This window comes from Nocardia sp. NPDC049526 (genome assembly GCF_044465765.1).
In the GTDB taxonomy this organism is placed as follows: Bacteria; Actinomycetota; Actinomycetes; order Mycobacteriales; family Mycobacteriaceae; genus Nocardia.
In genome coordinates this window covers 37,006-53,515 of sequence record NZ_JBITMA010000022.1, presented here as the reverse complement: position 1 = coordinate 53,515, position 16,510 = coordinate 37,006, and the positions used below count along the sequence as shown (strand labels likewise).

At 64.6% G+C, this 16,510-nt stretch carries 13 protein-coding genes; 8 read left to right on the top strand and 5 right to left on the bottom strand.

The window, feature by feature from the left end; genetic code table 11:
* Window positions 1–204: 204 nt before the first annotated feature.
* From rpsI to ACIBW7_RS39950, 4 genes are all read right to left on the bottom strand, one after another.
* Complete coding sequence (rpsI, locus tag ACIBW7_RS39965) at window positions 205–705, bottom strand: 30S ribosomal protein S9 (RefSeq protein ID WP_397055801.1); 501 nt, start codon at window positions 703–705, stop codon at window positions 205–207.
* Window positions 702–1,145: a 50S ribosomal protein L13 gene (gene rplM, locus ACIBW7_RS39960; RefSeq protein WP_040686710.1), complete on the bottom strand. Its 444-nt coding sequence runs from the start codon at window positions 1,143–1,145 to the stop codon at window positions 702–704. The genes rpsI and rplM overlap by 4 nt, the downstream gene beginning before the upstream one ends.
* A 144-nt stretch (window positions 1,146–1,289) precedes the next feature.
* Entirely contained in the window at window positions 1,290–3,074 is a 1,785-nt protein-coding gene (locus ACIBW7_RS39955) for a hypothetical protein (protein ID WP_397055799.1), read from the bottom strand.
* A gap of 70 nt (window positions 3,075–3,144) precedes the next feature.
* The gene (locus ACIBW7_RS39950) at window positions 3,145–5,706 is read right to left on the bottom strand and encodes an FHA domain-containing protein (protein WP_397055797.1); all 2,562 of its coding nucleotides are present in this window, start codon (window positions 5,704–5,706) and stop codon (window positions 3,145–3,147) included.
* 160 nt (window positions 5,707–5,866) lie between these two features.
* Between ACIBW7_RS39950 and ACIBW7_RS39945 the strand changes: the two genes are divergently transcribed.
* Complete coding sequence (locus tag ACIBW7_RS39945) at window positions 5,867–7,258, top strand: metallopeptidase (protein ID WP_397055894.1); 1,392 nt, start codon at window positions 5,867–5,869, stop codon at window positions 7,256–7,258.
* On the opposite strand, the gene ACIBW7_RS39940 is transcribed toward ACIBW7_RS39945, so the two are convergent.
* Window positions 7,259–8,551: an FHA domain-containing protein gene (locus ACIBW7_RS39940; protein ID WP_397055795.1), complete on the bottom strand. Its 1,293-nt coding sequence runs from the start codon at window positions 8,549–8,551 to the stop codon at window positions 7,259–7,261.
* Window positions 8,552–8,692: 141 nt separating this feature from the next.
* Between ACIBW7_RS39940 and ACIBW7_RS39935 the strand changes: the two genes are divergently transcribed.
* From ACIBW7_RS39935 to ACIBW7_RS39905, 7 genes are all read left to right on the top strand, one after another.
* Window positions 8,693–9,898 (top strand): hypothetical protein, encoded by a 1,206-nt coding sequence (locus ACIBW7_RS39935; protein WP_397055793.1) that lies wholly within the window; start codon window positions 8,693–8,695, stop codon window positions 9,896–9,898.
* Between the two features lie 365 nt (window positions 9,899–10,263).
* A complete protein-coding gene (locus ACIBW7_RS39930) occupies window positions 10,264–11,352 on the top strand; it encodes a hypothetical protein (RefSeq protein ID WP_397055791.1) in 1,089 nt (362 codons plus the stop codon).
* Window positions 11,353–11,360: 8 nt separating this feature from the next.
* Window positions 11,361–12,554: a hypothetical protein gene (locus ACIBW7_RS39925; RefSeq protein WP_397055789.1), complete on the top strand. Its 1,194-nt coding sequence runs from the start codon at window positions 11,361–11,363 to the stop codon at window positions 12,552–12,554.
* An 8-nt stretch (window positions 12,555–12,562) separates the two neighbouring features.
* Entirely contained in the window at window positions 12,563–13,774 is a 1,212-nt protein-coding gene (locus ACIBW7_RS39920; protein WP_397055787.1) for a hypothetical protein, read from the top strand.
* A gap of 98 nt (window positions 13,775–13,872) precedes the next feature.
* Window positions 13,873–15,468, top strand: a complete 1,596-nt coding sequence (locus ACIBW7_RS39915) for a serine/threonine-protein kinase (protein WP_397055785.1) — start codon at window positions 13,873–13,875, stop codon at window positions 15,466–15,468.
* Window positions 15,469–15,842: 374 nt separating this feature from the next.
* Window positions 15,843–16,178, top strand: a complete 336-nt coding sequence (locus tag ACIBW7_RS39910; protein ID WP_387295284.1) for a WXG100 family type VII secretion target — start codon at window positions 15,843–15,845, stop codon at window positions 16,176–16,178.
* Between the two features lie 33 nt (window positions 16,179–16,211).
* Window positions 16,212–16,505, top strand: coding sequence for a WXG100 family type VII secretion target (locus ACIBW7_RS39905; RefSeq protein WP_245567018.1), 294 nt, complete (start codon window positions 16,212–16,214; stop codon window positions 16,503–16,505).
* Window positions 16,506–16,510 lie beyond the last annotated feature (5 nt).

The window sequence follows — 16,510 nt, the reverse complement described above, 5'->3', positions numbered from 1 at the left end:
CATCGTAGATCCGCGGCGTGCGCGACGGGCACGGAGGCGGCAGCCCGCGTAACCACGCAGGGCCCCGCAAACGCCGCAAATAGATACAGCACGAGAGCAGGCGCCCAGCCGTGCTGGGAGCCTGCTCTCGCACAGGTGCCCCGCCGACCGTACCGCCTCCGACACCTGCAAGGTGCCGGATGACGGCGGCCGACGTAGCCAAAATCAGCGCTTCGAGTACTGCGGCGCCTTACGGGCCTTCTTGAGGCCGTACTTCTTACGCTCGGTGGCACGCGGGTCACGCGTCAGGAAGCCGGCCCGCTTCAGGGCGGGACGGTCATCCGGGGTGACCTCGATGAGCGCACGGGCGATGGCTAGACGCAGCGCACCGGCCTGGCCCGAGGGGCCACCGCCGACGAGACGCGCGTGGATGTCGAAGGACTCGGTCCGCTCGACGGTCACCAGCGGCGACTTGACCAGCTGCTGGTGCACCTTGTTCGGGAAGTAGTCCTCGATGGTGCGGCCGTTCAGCACGAAGTTGCCGGTACCCGGCAGCAGGCGCACGCGAACGACGGCCTCCTTGCGACGACCGACGGTCTGCACCGGGCGGTCGATCACGATCGGGGCGTAGGCGGCGGGCTCGGCCTCGTAGCCGTAGTCCTCCTCGACGACCTCGACGTTGGCGTCCTCGGCGAAGTCCTCGTTGAATTCCTCAGGAGCGGTCACTGGGCCACCTGCTTGATCTCGAACGGAATGGGCTGCTGAGCGGCGTGCGGATGCGTCGGGCCCGCGTAGACCTTCAGCTTGCCCGCGATGGCGTTGCCGAGCTTGTTCTTCGGGATCATGCCCTTGACGGCCTTCTCCACGAGACGATCGGGGCGCGACTCCAACACCTGACCGACAGTGCGCGACTTGAGGCCGCCCGGGTGTCCGCTGTGGTGGTGGATCAGCTTGTCCGCCTTCTTGTTGCCGGAGATGGCAACCTTGTCGGCGTTGATGATGATGACGAAGTCGCCACCATCGAAGTTCGGCGCGTAGGTCGGCTTGGTCTTGCCGCGCAGCAAATTCGCTGCCTGGACGGCGAGACGGCCGAGCACTACGTCAGTGGCGTCGATGACGTACCACTTACGGGTCACGTCACCCGCCTTGGGGCTGTACGTAGGCACAGTGGTTCCCTGTCTGTAGTCGGTGTTGCCAGCCACGGCGTGCAATCGAGCGGTTCCCGGCGGCCGGTGGAGACCCAGGACTCGACGTACTTCCACACGCCAACGGGCAACGATACCAGCCATGCCCCAGTGGTATGAAACCGGTCAGATCTCGATCGGCGGGCCGTGGTCGATGGCGCCGGGCGGGCCCGGGACCACGTAACGGGGGACGTCGATGCTCGGCTGCGCGCACTCCGCACCCGCGATGTCGAATCCGGAATCGCTCTGTTCCGACACCAGGCCCGGGTCGTATCCGCGAGCCGCGGCAATGCCTTCACGCTGCTCATTGGTGACGTACGGGGTCAATGGGCAGGAGACCGGCGTCCCGGCGACCGAAGCGGCCAGTTCGACCCGGTCGCCACCGGACGGTATGGCCAGCGCGGCCAGTGCGGCGGCACCGGCCACCGCCTGCGCGCCGAACAACTTGCCCCAGCGCTTGCCCTTACGCGGTTTGTCCGCGTCATCGTCCGATTCGTGCGGATGCCACTCCGACTGCGGCGGCTGGTAGGGACCGCGCGGCCCCGGCGGCGGCACTGGTCCCTGGGGTGTCGGAGGCCGACCGATAACGCTTGGCCGCTGCTCGTCCGGATACTGCCCGGGCGGGCGGGTGAATCGGCTACCCAACTCGGCGAGGTTCGGCGGCAAGGACTCTCGGCCGACCCGGGTGGTCGGCTCATCCCCCGTCGGCTCGGTCGACGGTTGGACGGTCGGATATCCGGGCCCGTACTGAACCACCGGCGGATGCGACTGCCCGGCTTCGCGCCTGCCCTGCCCTTGCTCAGGTCTGACCTGCCCCGGATCAGACCCGACCGGCCCTTGCTCGGGACGCACCGGCCCCTGCTCAGGCCGCCCCACCTGGTCCGAACGAGACTGCTGCAACGCCTCGGCCTGCCGCTGTGCCGATACCGCCTGCGCTTGCGCGGCCTCGGCCTGCCGCTGCGCCGAAAGCGCCTGCTGCTGTGCCGATTCGGCCTGATACGGCGCCGGCTCCACCTGCCGCGGCGGCGGGGCGGGCTCGGCATGCCGTCCCGCCGACTCCGGCTCACCGTTCTCGTTATCGGTCACCAGCAGATGCGAGGCACCGAGCACCAGCGCGTGCATCGGGTGGTCGGCCACATTCAATCGGTGCCCGAGATGGTTCTGGAACGCCAAGCGCAGCGCGTCGTTGAAGCAGACATTGCCGGACAGCAGCACCGTCGAGGTGTCCGCGCCGATCGAGCGGGCCGCGGCCATCACCTCGATCACCACATTGTCGGCCGAACGCGCATCGCGCATGGCCTCCGCGGTGACCGGTACGTCGACCGATTCGGTCGGCTGCTCATCGTCGCCGTGCACCGCGACGACCAGCATGGTCCGCCCGTCGGAGTACACCCCGGTCGCGCCGATGCCGTGTGGATTGCGATCGTCCGGGGACCGCACCAGACCGAGCGCACGCACATATCCGGACAGCGCAACACTTTCCGGCAGCGGTTCGACCGTGACGTCCAGCCGTTCGACCAGGTCGACATACACATCGACCTTCGCGTCGGGCCAGCCGTCCGGGAACGGCAGCGCGACCAGATCCGGTTTGCCGCGCAGATATTTGCCGATGGCCGCGAGCGGGTTGTACATGCGGGCGCGGAAGACCAGCTCGGCGGGCCAGGTCGCACCGGCCACAACGATCTGCGGATGGCCGAGGATGTCGCGCACGTCGGCGATCGCCATCCCCAGATCCGGCCGCTGCCGCTCCACTCCGGCGGTATGCAGCCGACCCGACGAATCCGCCAGCAGATATGCCGGCGGCGTGTATGTACCTTCTACCTGCACGGGGCGGATCGGTGTCCCGCCGCCGCCCGCGGCAACGGACACCACATCCCACCCGAGATGTACTGCCCCAACTCGCACCGTCACAGGCATAAGTGTGCCTGTTGCGCGAGCGACATGCTCACCGCATCCGGTGAGAACCCGCCTGAGCGGCCCGTCACGCGTTCGACTTCCGCAACCGCAGCCGGCGCCAGGTGATGATCGCCAACACCGCGGTTATCGCGACGAGCAGGCCGATATCGAGATACCAGATATTCGACTCGTGCTTCCACAGCTCATCGGGTTGCGCGTTGGCGAACAGTGTCCGAATATCCACCGTCGACGCCCCGGCCGCATAGCCCCACCGTGACGGGAACAGCCACGAGACCTGCTCGAGCACCACCCGGTTGGTCACCGGAATCAGGCCGCCCGCCATGACCAGCTGGACCATGATCATCACCACGAGCATCGGCATGACCTGCTCGTTGGACTTCGCCAGACTGGACAGCAGCAGGCCGAAGACCACACAGCACACCGCGGTCAACGCGATATCGAGATAGAGCTCGGCGGGCCCGTTCGGGATCACCGAACCCTCCAGCGGCGGCTTCTTACCGACCAGCGTGATGCCGACCAGCACCGCCGCTTGCAGGAATGCGGTAATGCTGAACACCGCGATCTTGGCCAGGAGATAGGCCGAGGGCAGCAGCCCGACCGCGCGCTCGCGATAGAAGATGGTGCGCTCACCGACCAGATCGCGCACGGTCAGTGTGGACCCCATGAAGCAGGCGCCCAGAATCAAGACGACAAGCAGCTGTTGCGTCTCGCTGCCCCCGGACGGGACGAAGAGCACCTCGTTGCCGCTCTGCACCTGCTCCAGTGGACCGCTCTGGAAACCGTTGCTGCCCGGCACCACCAGCGACAGCGCACCGAGGATAAAGGGCAGGATCACCAGGAATGCCAGGTAGCCGCGGTCGGCGAAGATCAACCGCACCTGCCGTCGCGCCAAGGTGGAGAACTGCTTGGCGCGCCCGGATTGCGGCGGGCTGCCCGCCGAGCCCTGCCGCGGCGGCGCGGGCGGTGGCGGTGGTGGGGCGAAGGCCAGCCTGGACCGGTACGCCGCGAATGCCTGATCCGGATTCGCGGCGACCCGCCCGAAGATCTCCGCCCAGTCGCTGGTGCCCATGGCCGCGCCGACGCTGGCCGGATGACCGCAGAAGGCCGTCTTGCCACCGGGTGCGAGCAGCAGCACCTGATCGCACATGTCCAGGCAGGCCACCGAGTGGGTGACCACGATGACGGTGCGCCCGGCATCGGCCAGCTCGCGCAGCATCGTCATCACCTGACGGTCCAGCGCCGGATCCAGGCCGGAGGTCGGTTCGTCCAGGATCAGCAGCGACGGACCGGTGAGCAGTTCCAGCGCCACCGACGCGCGCTTGCGCTGACCGCCGGAGAGCCGGTCCACCCGGGTCTCGGCATGTTCGGTGAGCGAAAGTTCTTTCAGCACACCGTCGATCACCTGCTGACGGTCGGCCTTCGAGTTGTCCGGCGGCAGTCGAAGTTCGGCGGCGTAGCCGAGGGCTTGGCGCACGGTCAGCTGACGGTGCAGCACATCGTCCTGCGGCACCATGCCGATGCGGGAACGCAGCGCCTCGTATTCGGCGTGCAGATTGCGACCTTCGAAAGTGACCACACCGCCGGAGGGCTGCGTGCTGCCCGCGATCAATTTCGACAGCGTCGATTTGCCCGCACCGGAAGGTCCGATGAGTGCGGTGAGCGTGCCCCGTCCCGCCTGCATATTCACATCGACGAGCAGCTGCTTGTTGCCCTCGACGGTGAACCCGACGCCGTGCACGTGCAGACCCTGTTCGGCGACCGGCTTCTGCCGATGCACCAATGTGCCCTGCTGGACGACGAAGTCGATATTGCCGATGGTGATGATGTCGCGCTCACGCAGCACCGTGCGTTGTTCGCGACGGCCGTTGACGAAGGTGCCGTTGGCCGAGCCGAGGTCCTCGATGGTCAGGCCCTCGGAGTCCGCGACCAGCCGGGCGTGCTTGCGCGAGGCCAGCGGATCGTTGACGACGATCTGATTGTCGGAGGTACGACCGATATTCAGGCCGCCGGGCGGCAGGCGATCGGCCCTGGCGATCGGCGCGGTGGACGGTCGGGTGCGGACCGGAGGCAGCATCGAGGTGTCGGCCTTGAAGGTCATATTGACGTTGGGCTGCTGCGGCTGGGATGGCGGTGGCTGCTGGGGCTGCGGCTGCGACGGTGGTTGTGGGGGTTGCTCTGCGCGTTGCTGTTGCGGACGCTGCTGGGACGGCGGCGCCTGCGGTGTCCGCCGCGGATGCTGATAACCCGGTGGCACCGACGACTGCGGTTGCGACGGTGGTTGCGCCGCCGGCGGCCGCTGCGGCCGGGCCGACGGCGTCGCGGGCAGCAGATGCAATAGCGGCCCACTGATCGCATCACCGAGCCGGACCTGCGTCGGTCGATTGATCGGCACCGGCTGACTCAATCGCCGCGCATCCACGAAAACGCCGTTGGTGCTGCCATTGTCGGTGAGTACCCAGCCGTTCCCCTGCCAGGCAAGCGTCGCATGCACCCGCGAGACCAGCGGGCTGTCCACGAACAACGTCACTTCCGGTGCGCGGCCCATCGTGACCTGTTGATTCGAATCGAAGACCCGTTCGGTTCCATCATGGCGCACGGTGATGGTCTGCGCCCCCGGTGAAGACATGCAGCGGATACTATTCCATCACCCGGACTTCGGCGGTGCCCCCGATGCGCCTTTGCCCCGATCCGGAGACCGTTATGAACGTGCGACCGGCCGACTAGGGGGAGCCTTGCCGAAACTCCGAGCGACCGCAGTCATTGCCGCAGCACTATGCGTAATCGCAATGTTGGCGGGCTGTACTCGCGCGGTGCACGGTCGAGCGGTTTCGGTCTACGACGATCCGTTCAAGGTCGCCGGACTGCCCACCACGAACGGTCCGAGCGGACCGCGCGACGGCGTCCCCGATAGCTCGCTCACCGCGGTGAACGGCGACAGCGGCGAGGTGGATGCCTTGGCGCTCAACGCGATCGACGATATCCAGACATACTGGCGCGCCGAATACAGCAAGGACTTCGACGGCGAATTCAAGCCGGTCGACAAGCTGATCTCCTGGAGCGCGAAGGCGCCGCGCAGCCAGGCGCTCGAATTCTGCAGGGAATCCACCTATCACCTGGTGAACGCGGCCTATTGCCGACTGGACAACTCGATCGGCTGGGACCGCTCGGTGCTGTTGCCGACGATCGAGGACACCTTCGGCAAGATGGCCGTGATCATGGTGCTCGCCCATGAATACGGACACGCCATCCAGACCCTGGCGAAAATCGTGCAGGCGAAGGATCCGGTGATCGTCAAGGAGCAGCAGGCGGACTGCTTCTCGGGTGCGTTCATTCGCCATGTGGCAGAAGGCAAATCCAAGCACTTCACCATCAATACCTCCGACGGCCTGAACTCGGTGCTGGCCGCGACCGTCGCCATTCGGGACTCGAATCCGGATGATCCGGAGAGCGTGCACGGTTCGGCATTCGAGCGGGTCACTGCCGTGCAGATCGGCTTCACCGATGGCCCGAAGGCGTGCAAAGCCATTGATATGCACGAAATCGAGCGCCGCCGTGGCAATTTGCCGCAGAGCTTCAAGGACGATCCCGGCCACGGCGAGAATCCGATCGACAAGGACAGTCTGATCGAGCTCAGCAAGGCGCTCGCCGCGATCCTGCCGCTGAAGCAGACGCCGACCTACGACTATTCCGGCGCGAAGATCGACTGCAAGAACGGCGTTGCCACACCGCCGGTTTCGTATTGTCCGGCCAAGAACACCATCGCTACCGATGTGCCCGCGCTCGCGCAGCGCGGCACCTCCGATGTCGATGACAATGATCCGTTGCCGCTCAAGGTGACCGGCGATTACAACGGCTACATCGTCTTCATTTCGCGCTACACCCTCGCCGTGCAGCAGAGCAACGGTCAGCAGTTGGTGGGCGCCAAGACCGGATTGCGCGCGGCCTGCCTGTCGGGTGTGGTCACCGGCAAGCTCGCGCAGCCGGGGCGAACCCAAGCCCAGGGCGATATCGTCTTGGCCGCGGGCGATCTCGACGAGGCGGTCTCCGGACTACTGGCCGACGGGCTAGCGGCCAGCGATATCGAGGGCAAGACCGTACCGAGTGGGTTCTCCCGGGTCGACGCGTTCCGCGCCGGGGTGCTCAACGGCGAGCACACCTGCACGTCGCGGTATTCCTGATCAGCCGAAGGGCGGCGGTGCGGCGGGTTCGAATCGCAGCACCCGGTTACCGATCATGATTTCGGTGCCGGGTATCAGGCCCATCGGCTGGTGGGGTGGTAGGCGGATCCAGTCGCGGTAACCGGGCAGGCGGGTGCGGGTGCCATTGGTGGAACCCCGATCTACCAGGGACACATCCCAATTCACCAGCAGCACCTCGGCGTGCGCGCGGGACATGCCGCCCGAGGAATCCTCGACCTTCAACGGCACCATGCCGCGGCGGGCCTGTTCGGAATGTTCCGGATCGCGGCCGAGGACCGCGTCCGCGGCCAGCATGTAGGTCATGCCGTCGTCGAGGACCAGCATGCCGAGCGGCGGGCGGACCACCTCGATCAGCTGCTGCGTCTGATCCACCGGCATTCCGCAGACCGTGCAGAACGCCGAGCGCGGATCGCTGGGATGCGCACGCGCGCACTTGAATCCCATCACCTTGACGGTGAGCGCGGTGGCCTTTGCGGTGGCCTCCAGCCTGCGCTGCAGATCCGGATCCGGGCGCGGGGCCGGATTGGTGCCGCCCGTTTGGGTCGGCGCGTGATGCGGGTCGACCGGTTCCTGCTCCTGCACCGAATCGAGCATCGCGGTCGAGGCACGGGTCTCGGTCAGATGTGGTTCTGGCTCCGACTGTGGTTCGGGACGCTGGGTCGGTCCCGAATCGATGCGTGCGGTCGGCGGTGGATGCGCGCGCTCGGATCGCGCCGGTTCGGACCTGCCGCGCACCGCGTCCGACCAGACGATCGCGCCGCCCGCCTGTGCGATCCCCTCGACCAACCAGCCGATCCCCCGCTCGGCGGGCACATCCGGAATGCGGCCCTTGGGGTCGTCCACGAAGAGCGCGACCGCACGCGCGGGCACCGATGCGACCCGGTCCACCGTGAAGGCCGCATCGCTGCCCCGATAGCGTTCGAGCGTTCCGTCACCGGCGAGCACCGCGGTGACGGCACCGTGCAGGAAGATCGCCACCCCGCCGGTCTCGGCCGCGGACAGGATGCCGAAATCGATCGGCGCACCGGGACTGATCCGCTCGGCATGCGTCATCAGCCAGCGGGTTGCCGCGCGCGCGACCAGTGCGCCCGGCCCCTCCGGATGCTGTTCGGCGGCGTCGCGCACGAGTTCGGCCAGCGATTCCAGCGCGAGAACGGCGGGTGCGTCCGGAGTCGGGCGCGCGTGCCCACGATGTGCGACGACCACCACCGCACCCGCGACCCGGGCGACGGCGTGACCTCCGACAACGACCTCAACCTGCCGATCCTTCAACGGTATCGGCCTTCCAGAGGTGCGCATTGCGGGGTCGTCGCCACATCGACAAGGGTATTGCAATCCGAGCCCTGAGGGGTCCCCGTCCCGGGCGTCCGTCCGGTAACTTCAAATGCACATCGGGAGGAATAGGGGCCTGTCATGGTTAGGACTTCGCGCATCGCGCTCGCCGTGGCTTGTATCGCGGTGACCGGGGTGCTGGCCGGCTGCAGCGGCGTGCAGGGTACGCCGCTGGCAGCCGAGCAAGACGTGCGCAAACTCGAGGTCGGCACCTATCCGGTCGATCGACACAAGTACGACCAGGACGCGGGGTCGAACGGGGCGCTGGTCGAGGGCATGCGAATGTCGGAGGCCGTGGTCGCCAGTTCGAAGATCGACCCGTCGCTCACCTACGGGCGGGAAGGCAAGGTGCTCAGCAGCATCGACGATGCCGTCGAACACGTGGCGGCCGCGTCCAAGCCGGTACTGGTGAACCGCAAGTACCTCACCGGATACGCCACCAGCGGTTCGGATAAGCCCGATCCGCCCGGTCAGACCCGGCCATCGGCCGACACCACCGCGATCACCGATGTCGTATTCCGGTTCCCGGACGAGGCCACCGCGAAGATAGCCGCCCGGGAACTCGAAGACGCCGATATCAACATCTCACCCGACAACCGCAAACTGACGTCGAGCAAATATCCGGATGCCTATATCCACTGGCGCCCGGGTATCGCCAATATCGGAACCTTCATGGCGCACAAGGAGTTCGTCATCTCGCTGTTCGTCGGGCGGCCCCGCGCGGACAGTTCGGACCTGCAGAGTTGGGTCGAGAAGACACTCGACGCCCAGGTCCCCGCGTTGGACAAGTTCCAGGCCACGCCACAGGACAAATTGAGCAGCGTGAAGATCGACCCGGAGGGCATGCTCGGGCGCGTAGTGGTCGCGGATCGTCGTGGGCACACCCCGAATGCCGATAACTTCGCGGTCTACGGGCCGAGTTACTTCGTCCAGTCGGCCGAGGACGAGGCCAAGACCCAGAAGCTGGTGGACGAGGCCGGGGTCGAGCGGTTCGCCATCGTCGACAACGGCTCGGTCACCCGCGTCCGCGACTACCCGGCCGCCCAGAAGTTCATCGACGGGCTGATCGACGAGGTGCGCAACACCTTCGACCCGATCGACGCACCCAAGGACGTCCCGGGCGCGAAGTGCTTGCAGCTCAACAGCAAAGGCGATCCCGAGCGGCAGTACAAGTACCGCTGCTACGTCCCGTACAAGCGGTATGTCGGTGTGGTCACCAGCGATAAGGAACCGGATGTGCGGCAGAAGGTGACCGCGCAGTACGCGCTGTTGGCCAACAGCCTCTGACACAGCGCGTCCAACTGCGTGGGAGTCTGTGACGCCGTCCTTCGGGTTTCCACAACTCCTCGGCAAGCGCCTGATGATCTGGATATCTCCAGCGCGCAGAACGCGGTTCCGGTGCTCGAAAAGCCCAAGTGAAGTAGGGGCTGACCGAGTCGCTGCCCTTCCCAAAACGGTTCCGGCGCTGACGAGAGGTGTGAAGTAGGATCCCGCGAGGAGTACGCGAACGGGGAGAATAGATCCGAAACGGGGGAAGTATGAGGTACCGAGGCGGGTTCGTCGCACTGCTCGCCGCAGCAACCGCAGCGAGCGTGAGTTGTTCGACGACCGTGACAGGGCAACCGGGGCCGGGGCTTTCGCCGGTCGATGTCGTGACGTTGAAGACCGGGGCATACACCGCCGAGCCAACTGCCTACGCTCCCGACATCACCAGCATTCCCGACTTGCGGCTGATCGAAGCGCGCCGGATGCTCAACTACCTGGTTCATCCGTTCGAGATCGACAGCGAAATCAGCGTGACCGCGAATCAGACGTTAATGGCGAATGCCGATTCGATGATCAGCGAGAAATCCTTTCCCGAACTGTATCGTCCGGTCGCGACGGACAACAATCTCCTTGCGGGAGTTTATGTCTCCGGCACCAACGGTAATCTCCGCAGTCGTAAGAAGCTGATCATCTCGGTATTGCGCTTCCCGACCGACGCGGCCGGGCGAGCCGCCGCCGACCAGTTCGATCAGCTCACCAACAGCAATCCGGGCCGTCATCCGGTGGCCATCCCGGGTCATTCGGATGCTCGGGCCTCCTCGGCCGACGACAAGACGGTGACCTCGTTCGTCGCGCACGGCCCGTACGTGATCGTGGCGAATGCCGCTCTACCCCAACCGAATCAGACCATGGTCGCGAACAATATCAGTAGAGCCATCGACCTGCAGATCACCCGACTGGACCAGCAGAAGCCCGTACCACTGGACGACCTGCTCGACCTGCCGACGGATCCGGACAACATCATGCGCCGCGCACTGCCCGAGGCCCCGGACTTCAGCGACCCGTTCATCGGCAAGAGTGATTTCGGCTATTTCGAACCGTCCGGCGAACTGCACTTCGAACGCAATCCGATCGAGCTACAGAAGGCATTCGATGAGAGCGGGGTCGATCTTGTCGGGCGCCGTGGCGCGATCCTCTATCGTGCGCGAGACCTGTCCGGCGCCTTCCACCTGCAATCCGTCCTGGCCAAGGCCGGTAAGAACGACGAGATCATCGCATCGCCACCGGGCCTGCCCGATGCCACCTGTATCAAGCTCGATACCAGAGACGACACAAGGAATTTCGATCAATATTGCGTCGTGGTCTATGGGAGGTACGCGGCCGTCGTCGTCGGGAGCACGTTTACCGGAAACCTGGATCCGGTGCTGTACCAGCGCGCCGCCGCTCAGTACGCAATCCTGGCCAAGAGCGAGTGAGTCCGAACATGCGATTCCGACACAGCCTGTACGCCATGGTCGCCGTGGCCCTCGCCGCGACCGCAGCCTGCGGTGACAGCAACGACGCGACCACCCCTGTCATCGACGTATCCAAACTGGACTCCGGGAACTATCCGACAACGCCGCGCGATATGGAATCCACGCGCACGGCGGACTCTGGAGCCAACCTGGAGTCGGTGCGGATCGGGAACTCGATACCGTTACCTTTCGAAATAGACGGGAAGTTCGCCTACCAGCGCTTGGCATCGGTGGATGGGCGGACCACCCTGAAATCACCGGCAACCATGACCTCTATCTCGAGCAAGGAGTTCCCCGACCTCGCACAAGGACTCGTCGCCGGGTGGGAATCATCTGGCGAGCGCCGCAAAAACCCGTGGGTCGGCAGCTCGGTAATCATTGATACGCTTCGATTCTCCGACGCGGCCAAGGCCGAGACCGCGGCCCGTCGCCTGGCCGACCGCCAAGCGGAGCTGGACCCCGGCGAGACCGTGACGATCCCGGAACACCCGAGCGCCCGTGCGAAATGGTCGCCCGGTAAACGGACGCTGGATTCATTCCTCGCACACGACACCATGCTGCTGTACGTGTACATCACCGATCCGGTCAGCGAACCTGTCGACACCGCGCCGCTGATCGCTTTCACCCAGGCGGCGTTTACCAGAAGTATCGAGGCACTGAAGAACTATTCGCCGACGCCGATCGATCAGCTCGGGTCCCTTCCGCCGGATGTGGACGGCCTGCTCGGCCGGACCCTGCCGCTCGAAGACCGGCAGATGAGCATTTCCGGGATCGATCGGACGAGGCTCATGACCGCACGCAGCGCGCTGCCTTCCGAGAGGTTCCCGGCACTATCCAAAGCCGCCTTCGACGATGCCGGCGTCGATCTGGTCGCATACTCCGGCGAAAAGGTATTTCGCACTCGTGATGTCAGCAGCACCGTCCGCCTGATCGCCGCCCTTATCGATCAGCGGTCGGATGGATACCGTCCGATCGACGCGCCACCCAACATGCCGGACGCGAAGTGTTTCGACACCAAGGACAAAAAGACCTCTTCACTCAGTTATCCGCCGGTGTGCTATCTCGCGTACGACCGATACGTCGCGAAGGTCGAGGGAACCAACGTGCAAGAGGCGTACCAAAAAGCCGCTGCGCAATACAAGTTACTTGCTTACGGGCGTTAGGGGGAGGCATGAAGCTCACTACCAGGCCGACGGCCGTTCGAATAGTGGTGGCGCTGTGCACGGTCGCGACATTGGCTACCGCATCGGCAGGCTGTGGCTCGCAGGTGACCGGACAGCCGGTCCGCGTGGAGCCGGACGCGTCGAAGCTCGATTTCGGCAACTATCAGACCAAGCCGCGCCAAGTGGGTAATGCCAAGAGCGACAAGCAAGCTCGGGCGCGCGAGGCACAACGACTGGCCGACTATGTGGCACTGCCGTACGAAGCCGATCCCGCCTACGTCGAGGATGCCTGGGGCATCGCGACGCACATTGTCCTCAACCGCAAGACCCTCGGCAGCCTCGTCATCAACGACACCTTCGATGATGTCGCGAAGGACTTGGTCGCGGGCTGGGTCAACGCGTGGCGAACCGGGGGCGCGCAGCAGGACAAGCGACGAACGCTGAATGTCGCGGTGCTGATGTTCCCGGATGCGCAAACCGCGTCGGCAGTCGGACCGACCCTCGAACACGACGACTTCACCTACAACGCCGACAATCAGCCCGTTTCGATTTCGAAGCCGAATACGTACGCACATTGGCGGCCGGACATCTCCTCCGTCGGCTCATGGACGGTGCACGACCGGTACATCGTCTACATCAAAGTGGTGGACGATACCTCGGCACCCGATCTGCCCGCGTTGACATCGCAGGTCGAGAAGATGCTCGGAGTGCAACTCCCGCTGCTCGACAAGTTCCAGCCGACTCCGGCCGGCGAACTCTCGCGTATCCCGCTCGACCCACAGGGTTTACTCGGCCGAACCATCCCCAGCAATCCGGAAAGACCCATTCGTGCGGAGCCCGATGGTGTTTTCAGCGGCCGCGGGACGGTGTCGTTGATGAATGCAGGCCAAGCAACACTGCCGGAACTGGAGAAGTACGGCGTCGATCTGGTGTCGTTCGGCGATGCCGTCGTCTTCCGAACCAAATCCCTGAAGGACGCCGAAGACCTCTGGACGACGTGGCAGCCATTGAAGCCCGATCAGAAGATGGTCGCTGCACCGGCCGGACTCGGCGAACATGTCCAATGTTTCGCGGATGGAGTAACCGAGAAGAATCCGACCGGCTCGATGAATCTGTGTATGTTCCAGGTCGATCGGTACGTCGTGCAGGCGTTCGGGAAGCAGCTGCAGGATCTGCACCAGAAGGTCTCCGCGCAGTATGTCCTGCTGCAGAGCCGTTGAGGACGGTTCGGATGCGACTCGAATACCCACCGACGACTTGCTAGATTTCTGACGGAGGCTCGCGTGTCCGGGCGTTCGACATCATCGAGGAGGACCGAATGGCGTTGCGGCCCGGCGCAATCGTAGGCGGCTACCGGGTACTTCAAGTTCTCGGCAGCGGCGGTATGGGCACGGTGTACCTGGCCCAGAACCCGATCCTCCCGCGTCGTGACGCATTGAAGGTGCTGAGCGCCGATCTGTCCGTTGACGACGAATTCCGCGCACGCTTCGAGCGCGAAGCGAATCTGGCTGCCGGACTCGATCATCCGAACATCGTCGCGGTGTACAACCGCGGCGAGGAGAGCGGGCAGCTGTGGATCGCCATGCAGTACGTCGAGGGTGTCGATGCCGCGGACGAGGCCAGGAAGGGCCCCACCGTCATGACCCCGCAGCGCGCCCTGCGGATCGTGTCCGAGGTGGGCAAAGGGCTCGACTACGCGCATCGGCGCGGGCTGCTGCACCGAGATGTGAAACCGGCGAACTTCCTGCTCTCCGCCGCCGAAGAAGGCGATGAGGAACGAGTACTGCTCACCGACTTCGGTGTCGCAAAATCGTCCGAGGACGGCCAAGACCTCACCGCGACAGGCAATTTCATGGCTACGGTTGCCTATGCCCCGCCTGAGCAGTTGGTCGGAACCAGCCTGGACAATCGCGCCGATATCTACAGCCTCGGCTGCTCGTTTTTCAAGCTGCTGACCGGACAGAACCCGTATCCGTCGACCATGCCGGCCGTGGTCATGATGGGCCACCTGCACGAGCCACCACCGAAACTGAGCGCGGTTCGACCGGGTCTGCCGCCCGCGTTGGATGCGGTGATCGAGAAGGTGATGGCCAAGGATCCGACACAGCGCTACGCAACGTGTCGCGAGTTCACCCAAGCCGCCGAGGCCGCCCTCTACGGTGCTCGATTCCGTGCCCCGGAGGCCGGGTACTCGACCGATAACCGCATGTCTGTCGCGGGATATTCGCCCAACCCCACCATGCCGGTTACCGGGGATCCCTACGCTTCCGGCACCGGCTTCCAGACCCAAACCCGAACTTCCACAACTGGATTCGCGCCGCAGGAAAACACGGACCAGAGCCTGATCGCGACCCAGCGAAATCACTCCCGCCGGTCACCCATCCGCCGATTCCTGATACCGGCGGCTCTCGCCGTGGCCGTCGTTGCCGCCGTCGCAGCTGGAACGTTTTTCTTGACCAGCGGCGGATCTAAATCCGGTGGTGGCGACAAGGTGACCGAAGCACGAAATGCCAATCCGCAATTCTCCGGAAAGACTGTCACCGCATTCAATTTCGGCAATTCGACGCTGTCTGTGGTGCTCAATCCCAGCGAGCAATCCAAGTTCCTGCAGAACCTCGGTTTTGTCTACAGCACCAAATACAAGGCCGTCGGCGATGAGAAGTCGCCCCGCGCACTGTCGGCCGCAAGTTATTCGGCGGACGTCGATTCCGAGGTCGTGATCGTGCTGCGGACCGACAGCCAAGCCGGGAACGGTGGCCTGCGTGGGTTGCCCGGCGGCATCCTGTCCAGCAACGCGAAGATCGTTGTGATCGACGACCCCTCGACCGTACAGGCTTTCCAGGTGTGGACCGGGCAGTCCCAGGACACACTGGTCGACAAGATGGTTCCGTCGATCGCCAAGGTCGTCAAGTAACACAGCGGACGTGGTCAACAGTCCTATCGAACCGGGATCGGTCTTGTAGACGCGACACTGCGCTGTTCGGTAGGGTATTCGCAGCCAGCCCACTCGCCAGTTCAGTGGCCGCGAGCAGGGGGAAGGAGGGGATCGGTGTGCTGGTGGTGACCGAGACGACGACATTGCGGTCCAAGGCATCCGGGGGGATCTGTGTGGCCCTCCGACCGTGATGAAGCCCGGTCGACAAAGCTACAGCGCCCGTGTGACGCGATGGAACTGCCAGATTCTTTCGAACTGATGGAACCGAACGGGCCGAGGACGCGTCCAACCATATGAACGAGGTCAACTCGCAGTCGGGATGTTGACCAGAACCAGAACCAGGAGCAGAAGCGATGACTTCACCAGGGAATTTCGTTGCGGATACCGAGGGTATCAATGCGAAGGCGAAGGAGTTCATGGAGCAGCACAACAGCCTGAACGCCGCGATCAGTCAGCTGAAGACCGACGAGGACAACGTCACGAACGGCGCCAACTGGCAGGGCGCGGCCCGCGACGCCTTCAATGCCTTCATGGAGCGGTACTACTTCCAGGCCTCCAAGATGAACGACCAGCTGATGCAGACCGCCGACAACCTGCTCAAGATGAGCAACCAGTTCTCGGATCAGACACACGATTTCGCCTCGCAGATCCAGACGCAGGTTTCCAGCCTCGACCTGCCCGCGGTCTAATTTCCAGAATCACGCCACATAGGAGTCTGAATAATGAGCATGGACAAGCCGATCTCCGCTAATTTCGACGGCGTTGCGGACGGTGCCCGCCAGATCCTCAACCGCGCCGAGAACATTCGGAACGAGCTCGAGGCGTTCGAGAAGAAGGTCAAGGCATTCTTCGACACGCAGGGCGGTCAGGCCAAGGAGGCCTTCGAGCAGTACCAGACGACTTGGAACCAGCACGTCGTCCAGCTCAACACGACGCTGAGCGGTGCCGCGACGCTGATCGACAAGGGAAACTCCGAATTGCAGGGCACAGACACCGCCCTCGCCGGCCTCTTCTGAGTTCC